We start from the raw sequence: 9,107 nt of genomic DNA, 5'->3' as shown, positions 1-9,107 counted from the left end.
CGACACGTAATCGAGAGTGACCATGAACTACAGGGTCCTGAACGTAGCGGCGTTGCTCGCCCTGTTAGTAGTGGTCGCACCATTCGTCGCGCAGGCGTATCCTGGCACCGTCGGCGCAGATCACACGTTCGTCGTCCAGTCGGGGAGCATGGAACCCGCGATTCAGACCGGCTCTGTGGTGTTCGTGAATGCGGTTCCGAGTTCGGCAGTTCAGGACCGGATTTCCGAAGGGGACGTGATTACATACGCTGAGAGTGGAGCTGCAGCGACTACCACACACAGAGTGGTCGAGAAGCATTACAACGGGCAGAGTGTCCGCTTCACCACCAAAGGCGACGCAAACGAAGACGTGGACCCCGAACCGGTCTACCGTGACGAAGTCGTCGGGAAGGTGATGTTCAGTATCCCGCTTGTCGGGTACGTCGTCGCTTTCGGCAGTACCAGACTCGGATGGCTTGTCATGGTTTTGCTGCCCGTGACGCTCCTGATAGCGTCGGAGCTGTGGACCCTGTATCAGGCCCTCGAACCGGAAGAAAGTATCAATGAGTGATAATAAACGAATCAGCAGACGGAAGATGCTGGCCAGTGCCGCACTTATCGGCGCTGGCTCAGCGGTCGGGGGGGCTGGCACGTACGCCGCCCTCTCCGATAGTGGTACAGCTGAGCTGGTGCTGGAAGGCGGCAGCATCGTGCTCAAGATCAGTCCCGAGACGGCGTCGTTCGGACCGCCGGAATCGTACGATGGGGAAGATGGAAACGAAGGCCAACCGGTCGAGCACGAGGCGACGTGGACGATCTCGAACGCTGGTACGCTCAATGCGTCCAGCCTGTTCTTGACAGACGTCGATTACTCCGTATCTAATAAAAACGGTGCGACGAGAGAACAGATCCTGCAAGGCGCGAAGATTACCAGATTCGAGTACGCTGGCAGCGATATGAGTGAGACCACGCCTGACGACCTGTCTGCGCTTGGAGATGCTGGTTCGATGGAGCTGGAGTCCGCAGATCCAGAGCTCCCGGCCTTCGAGGAGGAAACACGCGAGCTGACGATCGCGATCGAGTTCGACTACTCGAACATCGAAGGAAACGGCGGTTTCAGCGTCACTGCCACGCCGTCGTTCTCCATCGAACAGTAGCGTAGTCGACTCACCCACCGTGGTCTCACCCCGGTTCGATTCCGGGGGTGGGTCTCAATGAAACTGAATCGACGTGCAATCCTGGCCTCGCTGGGAGTGATGGGCGGGAGCGCAGCGATAGCCGGCGCCGGAACGCAAGCATTGTTCAGCGACACCGAACGTGTTACCACGACCGCAACCGCGGGCGAGATAGATATCCAACTCGACTGGAAAGCGTATCACAACGGTACCCGGATAGCCGCGATGGAACCCACTGACACCGACGGTGTCGTTGCGGCGCAGTTCGACGACCTCAAGCCGGGTGATACTGGGTGTTTCAGCCTGAGTCTGCACAACGAGACGAACCCTGCATGGGTGTGGCTCGCTGTCGACATCGAAAGCGAAACCGACGGTGGCGACGATTCGACCGGAGAAACGGATTGCTCCGAAGTAACCTATCCGCTCGTCTGTGGTCAGGATACGACGGACGGGACCGTCACGGTCAGTACCGACGATTCCACGCTTGTCGTCGAATACAACGCGCCAACGGGGGAGTCGTTCACGGAGTCGCATCTCGGTATCGAGGACGACTACGATGACTTCCAGAAGAACGTGGCGCCGGGCCAGCTAACCTACAGCGATGGCGACGCGACGACCGTCGAGGCAGGCTACATCAGATACGAAATCCCGTTCGGAGAGGCGGGAATCAAGTGTGGTGACGAGATAGTCATCGCAGCGCACGCTTCGAGTGACTCCGGCGAGACGTGCTGGGCAGGCAGCACCGAGTTGCCGGGGAAGAACTGGGCGCTTGGTATGACACACGAAGTGTGTTGCGGGGATAGCAGTGATACGGAGGCTGGACAACTGGCAGACAACATCTACGTGGATGTGTTTTGGGACGACGACCAGGACTGTGAAATCGACCAGGGGGAGACGGTGGAGTACGAGGATATCACACTCCGTAGCCTCACAGAGAATATCGGCAAAGAGACCGGTGGGATGATGCCTGCCTGGTACAGCCAGGGCACACAGTACCTCTCGTTTGCCTGGAACATCCCGATATCCGTCGGCAACGAGATACAGGGCGACAGTCTCGAACTCAGTTTCACCGTCTACGCTGAACAGCGCCGTCACAACGATAATCCCTCAAGCCCTTGGCCCACGTCCTGATTCGCCCCGCCAACGTTTTCGCGGGTAGACTGGTCTCGCTAGCAGTATCTCTACGAATAGACGATCTCGGGTAGCCACGTGATTCGCGGTTCGGTTGTTCGGCCGCTAAACCGGTGAGAGGATTCCGTCGGAAGCTACTTCCGCCGTCCGGGAGACGGCGCGGTCATGAAGGAGATGTCGCGGCGAGACCTCGCGGTCACCGCGGCCGTAGCACTCGTTATCATCGCGGCGGTGGAGTTCCGATTCCTTCGGCAGGGCCACATCGTCGGCCTCCTCTTCGCGTACGTCGCCGTCTCGGTCGGCAGTATCGCCCTTTCGCGGTCCGACGGCGACCCGACGGTCCGCGGAAAGGCGACCCTCGTCGCGGTGACCTTCCTCGTCGTTGCGGTGCCGGTCGCGGGGTCGGTCTCGACGCTGCCATCGGAGTCGCTCCCGTGGGGTCTACAGATCGGCTATCTGGCCGGCCGGTGGGCGCTCCCGATCTCGCTGACCGTTGCCGTCGGAATCTTCGAGATGCCGGCACAGCGCCGCCGCCTCGCGGTCGCCCACGCCATTGCGCTTCCCGCGCTTCTCGCGGGTGGAATGGTCGTCTACGGTAGCACCGGCGTCCTTCTCGCGGCGGTCGGACGGACGCTCGGGTACTACGCGGTCGGTGTCGTCGTCGCCTATCCCGCGGTACTGTCCTATCGGCAGGCGCTGGCTCCCGAAAGCGCGTGACAGAAATACCTCCGGCGACAAGCGCCCGTATGGCCATCTCCCCGCATCTCGTCTTCGAGGGAAACGAGTGGCAGATCGACATCTCCATCGGCCAGGAGGGCCGCCAGCAGTTCGCCCTCTCTGATAAGGCCGAGGCCCTGCTCGTCGACGACCTCGAATACGGCAACCGCGACATCGTTCCGTGGCTGACGACGAAGACGCTGGCGCTGGCCGGCGGCGCCTACCTCCGCGACGAGAAGACCGATGCCCGCGACCTCGCGTGGTCGATCACGGGTGCCGACGGCGGCCGCGAGGCCACTGCCGATGAAGTCGAGGCCGTCGCCGAGTACCTCAAGAGCGTCGAGATCGACCAGCACGCCGTCGAGACGGTGAAGGAACACGTCCGAACGACGCGGCTCTCGGAGGCCATGTCGGCCGACGACATCGAGAGCAAGCGCGACCGGATGAACGGCCTCCGCGGCATCGCGAAGGACCTCTGATTTCGGCTCTGTCGAAACCTCCTGGGGATGCGTTCCGCAGGCTGGAATAATACGTCGTAAACGCCGAGACGAGCGAACCGCCATTTTATCCGCGTTCTTGACGTAGTTGGTTCATGATCTCACGAATCCTCGTTCCGATAGACGACTCGGAGATGGCCGAACGAGCGCTCGAGTACGCCCTTGAGAACCACCCTGACGCGGATATCACCGTCCTACATGTCGTGGGGGAACCTTCAGCGTGGGGGACAGTAGCCACGTCGCTTGCTCTCGAGAAGGATCTCGAGGAGGCCGCCAAGGAGCACGCAAAGGAGGTACTCGATGGCGCCCGAGACCTCGCCGCCGAGTACGATGTCGAGATCACCACCCAGATTCGACTGGGACATCCAACCCGGGCGATCCTGAACCAGGCCGAAGACTTCGATGCGGTCGTGATCGGAAGCCACGGTGGCTCGTTGGCCGATCGACTTGTCATCGGGAACGTCGCCCAGAAAGTGTTCCGCCGGTCGCCCGTTCCTGTCATCGTCGCCCGGTGAATGACGTTATCGAGGACTTCGACAAGGCCGTAACTTTAGCCGCTCGACGCCCTATCCTCGCCCGATGGACGACCACACCCGCGATTCGACCGTCGGCCCGCCCGCCGGGGACCCGACGGGTTGGCGAGCGGACGGCCGCTGGGAGCACGCCACCCTCCGGCGGGCGACCGAACACGGTGTTCGCCTTTTCAATGCGGGCGAGTATCACGAATCCCACGACTGCTTCGAACACGAGTGGTACAACTACGGCCGCGGCACCACCGAAAGCCAGTTCCTCCACGGGATGGTGCAGGTCGCCGCGGGCGCGTACAAACACTTCGACTTCGAGGACGACGACGGCATGCGCTCGCTGTTCCGGACCGCACTCCAGTACTTTCAGGGCGTGCCCAACGACTTCTACGGCGTCGACGTGCTGGCGGTCCGGACGATGATGACCAACGCCCTGCGTGACCCGACGGAACTCCACGGGTGGCGGATTCGGTTCGACGACGGCTATCCGGAGGCCCGTGACGTCGACTTCGAGTACGCCGAGCAGTTCGACTGACGTCTAACCGCGTCGTACCAACGCCAGCGACGAAACGCGTTTATAAACGCGCCAGCAAGCACGACCATGCGCGATCTCGACGAGACCGACCACGAACTCCTCCGCCTCCTGTTGGAGGACGGCCGCCGTTCTTACAGCGACCTCGCCGAGGCGGTCGACCTCTCGGCACCGGCAGTGAGCGACCGTATCGACCGCCTGCAAGAGGTGGGCGTCATCGAGGGCTTTACCGTCGATATCGACCGCTCGAAACTCCGCGATGGCGCCCGACTGGCGGTCACTTTCGAGGCGACTCCCGGCGAGACGGCGACGATTCGGCAGGCGGTGGCCGACCTTTCGAGCGTCGAACACGTCTTCGTCACCGCCGACGGCCGCCTGTTCGTCGTGGCGACCGTCCCCGACGGGGACGTCGAGTCCCACTTCGCGGCGGCATTCGAGACAGGGGCCGTCGAGAACGTCGAGGCGACGCCGCTGGTCGCCGCCGACCAGGGGACGGGCCTCGGAGAGGCGACCCTCGGACTGGAATGTGCCGAGTGCGGCAACACCGTCACCGACGAGGGCGTCACCGCACGTATCGGCGGCGAGCGCTACGAGTTCTGTTGTGAATCTTGCGAGGCCCGGTTCGCGGAACGGTACGACGAACTGAAAGAGCGCGCCTGAGTTTCTCCTTTCGTATCGAAGGATCTCGCCGATCTTACTTTCGAAGCGAAAGTGATATCGGGTTCTCCCACCGTGTTTTAAGTGACAAAGCGCATCAATAGGGGACTCCTATACTCTCCCATGACCAGACGGGAACGACTGACCATCGGTGGGATGTCCTGTGCGACCTGTTCGGAGACGGTTTCCGAGTCGCTCGAAGCCCTCGACGGCGTCGAGGAGGCGTCGGTCAACTTCGCGACCGACGAGGGAACCGTCGCGTTCGATCCCGACGTCGTCTCGCTGGCCGAGATCTACGAGGCCATCGAGGGAGCGGGCTACGAACCCCACGCCGAGACCCGGACCATCGAGATCGTCGGGATGCACTGTACGAACTGCTCGGAGAGCGTCGAGGACGCCCTCGACGACGTCCCGGGCGTGGTTCGGGCCGACGTCAACTACGCGACCGACGAGGCGAACGTCGAGTTCAATCCCGAGGAGTTCTCCATCGAGGACGCCTACGACGCCATCGACGATGCGGGCTACGAGGCGGTCCGCGAGACCGAAGGCGAGGACGATGCCGAAGACGGCGAGTCACCCGCCGAGCGCGAACTCCGCAAACAGCGGCGACTCGTCGTCGGCGGCGGTATTCTGACCGCGCCGTTCATCTACCTGATGGCGACGATGGTGACGCCCTTGCCGCGGCCCGAATCCCTGCTCGGCGTCCCCTTCGGCTGGGTCGAGTTCGCCATCGCGACCCTCCTGATGGCGACGCTGGGTCGTGAGTTCCTCGTTGGCGCTTACAAGGCGGCGAAGAACCGCACCGCCAACATGGACACGCTGGTCGCGGTCGGTACCACCGCCGGCTACACGTTCAGCGTGGGCGTCCTCGTACTCGACATCCCGGCCGGACTCTACTTCGAAGCCGTCGCGTTCATCCTGTGGTTCATCACGCTCGGCAACTGGCTGGAGGCCCGCTCGAAGGCTCAGGCCTCCGACGCCCTCCGCGAACTCCTGCGGATGGAAGCCGACGAGGCGACGATCATCGAGGACGGCGAGGAACGGACCGTCCCCGTCTCCGAGGTCGAGGTCGGCGACCGGATGCGGGTCCGGCCCGGCGAGCGCATCCCGACCGACGGCGTCGTCGTCGAAGGTGATTCCGCCGTCGACGAGTCGATGCTGACCGGCGAGTCCGTCCCCGTCGAGAAGGCTCCCGGCGACGAGGTCGCCGGCTCGACGGTCAACGAGAACGGCGTCCTCGTCGTCGAGGCGACGCAGGTCGGCGAGGACACCGCCCTCCAGCAGATCGTCCGCCGGGTCAAGGAGGCCCAGTCCCGCCAGCCCGACATCCAGCGGCTAGTCGACGTGGTCTCGGCCTACTTTGTCAGCGCCGTCCTTGCGAACGCCATCCTCTGGGCGGTTCTGTGGTTCCGCTTCCCGACCCAGCTCAATGCAGTCGCAACGGCGCTACCGCTGTGGGGCCTCGTCGGCGGTGGCCCCGTGGTCGGCGGCGTCCCCGTCTTCGAGTTCTCGGTCATCGTCTTCGCCTCCGCGGTACTTGTGGCCTGTCCCTGCGCGCTAGGGCTGGCGACGCCCGCGGCGACGATGGTCGGCTCGACCATTGCCGCGAAGAACGGCGTCCTGTTCAAGGGCGGCGACATCCTCGAACGCGTCCGTGAGGTCGACGCCATCGTCTTCGACAAGACCGGGACGCTGACCGAAGGCGAGATGCAGTTGACCGACGTCGAGGCTGTCGGCGGCCACCGGGCGGACGGTGGCGACGTCGACACCGCCCCCGACGGCGGCGCGGCCCTCGAACGCGAGCGAACGCGCGACGAATCGTTCGTCCTCGAAGTCGCCGCGACCGCCGAGGTCGGCTCCGAACACCCCCTCGGCGAGGCCATCGTCGAAGGCGCCGAGGAACGAGGCATCGAACTCGGTGAAGCCCACGAGTTCGAGAACGTGCCCGGCAAGGGCGTGACGGCGACGACCGACCACGGCGAGGTGCTGGTCGGCAACCGAACCCTCCTCTCTGAACGGGGCATCGACACCGCGACCGTCGACGAGACGCTCGAACGACTCGAACGGGAGGGCAAGACGGCGATGGGAGTCGCACTCGACGGCGAGGTCATCGGCGTGGTCGCCAACGCGGACACCGTCCGCGAAAGCGCCCGCCAGACGGTCGCCGAACTAACCGAACAGGGCTACGAGATCTACATGCTCACCGGCGACAACGACCGGACAGCCACCGCGGTCGCCGAGGAACTCGCCATCCCTGCCGAGAACGTCCGCTCGGAGGTGCTCCCCGACGAGAAGGCCGACGTCATCGACGACATCCAGGCCGATGACACCAAGGCGATGATGGTCGGCGACGGCGTCAACGACGCGCCCGCGCTGACGGCGGCTCACATCGGCGTCGCCATCGGCTCCGGCACCGACGTGGCCATCGAGTCAGCCGACGTGACGCTGATGCGGTCGGACCCCGCCGACGTGCTGAAAGCCCTGCGCATCTCGCAGGCGACCATCTCGAAGGTCTGGCAGAACCTCTTCTGGGCCTTCGCCTACAACACGGCGCTCATTCCCATCGCCTCGCTTGGCCTGCTGAACCCCGCCTTGGCGGGGGCGGCGATGTCGGCCTCCAGCGTCTCGGTGATGTCCAACAGCCTCGCGTTCGCGCGGTACACGCCTGACCGGGAGTACGTCCCGCTGCCGCTCCGCCCGTTCCGGCGTCTGTTGGGCTGAGGGGTCCTCGCGTTTCTTTCGAGCCGTCGTTCAGTTGGACCCCTCCAGCAGGAACGCCCGGACGTCGGCGGCCGTCCGCGTCGGGTCCTCTTCCATCGGGATATGGCCTAACCCATCGTAGACGACGAGTTCGGCATCCGGAATCTCACGGGCGAACCGCTCGCCGTGTTGGGGCGGAACCACCACGTCGTCGCTGCCCCACAACACGAGCGTCGGTGCGTCGACCCGCGGTACGTCGGCGCTCCGTTTGCCGGTCTGGATGTCCAGACTGGTTATCGCATCACGGTTGCCCGCCCGTAGGAACAGTTCGTGGTAGCGAGTCACCGTTTCGGGTGCTATCCGCGCGGGGTCGCCGTAGACCTCCCGAATGGCGAGCCACGTCAACGTTCGTGGAGTGAAGTACCGGAGCGGCCACGAGAGCGGGCCGAGGTCCCGTACCCGTCGCAGCCACTGCGTCTCCTCGCGTGGATAGCCCGCGGCGCCGATCAGCACCAGTCGGTCGACGCGGTCGGGGTAGTCGACCGCGAACCGCCAGGCGATCTCGCCGCCACGGGAGCTACCTGCCAGCGACGCCCGCTCGATTCCCACGGCATCGAGGAAGGCCGCGAGGAAATCTACGGTCTCCTGAATCCCGTTGTGCCCCTCCGGGTGAGGGCCGGTGAGGCCGAACCCCGGGAGATCGAGGCTTACGACCCGAACTGCGTCGGAGAGTTCGTCGGTCCACCCCTCCCAGGTATGTAGCGACGCGAAGACCCCGTGGCAACACACCAACGTCGGCGCCTCAGGGTCTGTGGGACCGACGTCGCGGTAGTGAACGTCCAGACCATCGACGGTCACGAAATCCGACTCCGGATACGTATACCGCTCGCGGAGCGACTCCGGATCCCGGTCCGGTTCGTAGCCCGCGTACAGCGCCAGACCCACCAGACCGGCCCCGACAGACCTGCGAATCCACCGGTCGTTCCCCCGCACTCCACACCTCGTCTCGTCCCTTCTGCCGGATTTTCCTCCGGCGGTCGGGTCTTCCATGCCCCTAACACGGCGACCCGTCACAAGTGCTTAGGGGGTTATGGGGCGGCCCGTGGCGACCAGTATCGGACGTCGCTGAACACAGCCTCTGCCGTGAATCGGACGCCGCACTCCGGGCAGCCCCCGACCGCAGGTTTACAACCAG

Annotated in this window: 10 protein-coding genes; 9 read left to right on the top strand and 1 reads right to left on the bottom strand. The window is 64.2% G+C overall.

What is annotated here, in order from left to right; all coding sequences use genetic code 11:
• Window positions 1-22 precede the first annotated feature (22 nt).
• The 9 genes from V5A53_RS10515 (at window position 23) to V5A53_RS10475 (ending at window position 7,933) form a co-directional block, all read left to right on the top strand.
• Entirely contained in the window at window positions 23-550 is a 528-nt protein-coding gene (locus V5A53_RS10515) for a signal peptidase I (RefSeq protein WP_332313563.1), read from the top strand.
• A complete protein-coding gene (locus tag V5A53_RS10510; protein ID WP_332313562.1) occupies window positions 543-1,136 on the top strand; it encodes a hypothetical protein in 594 nt (197 codons plus the stop codon). The genes V5A53_RS10515 and V5A53_RS10510 overlap by 8 nt, the downstream gene beginning before the upstream one ends.
• Before the next feature lie 57 nt (window positions 1,137-1,193).
• A complete protein-coding gene (locus V5A53_RS10505; protein ID WP_332313561.1) occupies window positions 1,194-2,285 on the top strand; it encodes a hypothetical protein in 1,092 nt (363 codons plus the stop codon).
• Window positions 2,286-2,450: 165 nt separating this feature from the next.
• Window positions 2,451-3,002 carry a hypothetical protein gene (locus V5A53_RS10500; RefSeq protein WP_332313560.1) on the top strand — a complete coding sequence of 184 codons (552 nt, stop codon included), beginning with the start codon at window positions 2,451-2,453 and terminating at the stop codon, window positions 3,000-3,002.
• A gap of 29 nt (window positions 3,003-3,031) precedes the next feature.
• A complete protein-coding gene (locus V5A53_RS10495) occupies window positions 3,032-3,481 on the top strand; it encodes a hypothetical protein (protein WP_332313559.1) in 450 nt (149 codons plus the stop codon).
• A gap of 113 nt (window positions 3,482-3,594) precedes the next feature.
• Window positions 3,595-4,014: a universal stress protein gene (locus V5A53_RS10490; RefSeq protein ID WP_332313558.1), complete on the top strand. Its 420-nt coding sequence runs from the start codon at window positions 3,595-3,597 to the stop codon at window positions 4,012-4,014.
• Between the two features lie 64 nt (window positions 4,015-4,078).
• On the top strand, window positions 4,079-4,558 hold the full coding sequence (locus V5A53_RS10485; protein ID WP_332313557.1) for a DUF309 domain-containing protein: 480 nt from the start codon (window positions 4,079-4,081) through the stop codon (window positions 4,556-4,558).
• 66 nt (window positions 4,559-4,624) lie between these two features.
• The gene (locus tag V5A53_RS10480) at window positions 4,625-5,215 is read left to right on the top strand and encodes an AsnC family transcriptional regulator (protein WP_332313556.1); all 591 of its coding nucleotides are present in this window, start codon (window positions 4,625-4,627) and stop codon (window positions 5,213-5,215) included.
• Window positions 5,216-5,335: 120 nt separating this feature from the next.
• Window positions 5,336-7,933 (top strand): heavy metal translocating P-type ATPase, encoded by a 2,598-nt coding sequence (locus tag V5A53_RS10475; RefSeq protein WP_332313555.1) that lies wholly within the window; start codon window positions 5,336-5,338, stop codon window positions 7,931-7,933.
• 30 nt (window positions 7,934-7,963) lie between these two features.
• Here V5A53_RS10475 and V5A53_RS10470 read toward each other — a convergent pair whose 3' ends face one another.
• The gene (locus V5A53_RS10470; RefSeq protein WP_332313554.1) at window positions 7,964-8,857 is read right to left on the bottom strand and encodes an alpha/beta fold hydrolase; all 894 of its coding nucleotides are present in this window, start codon (window positions 8,855-8,857) and stop codon (window positions 7,964-7,966) included.
• Between the last annotated feature and the right edge of the window lie 250 nt (window positions 8,858-9,107).

It is taken from the genome of Natronomonas sp., from assembly GCF_036625485.1.
Lineage (GTDB): Archaea > Halobacteriota > Halobacteria > Halobacteriales > Haloarculaceae > Natronomonas.
Note: the sequence above shows the minus strand (reverse complement) of the source record. Positions and strands in the feature narration are given on the sequence as shown.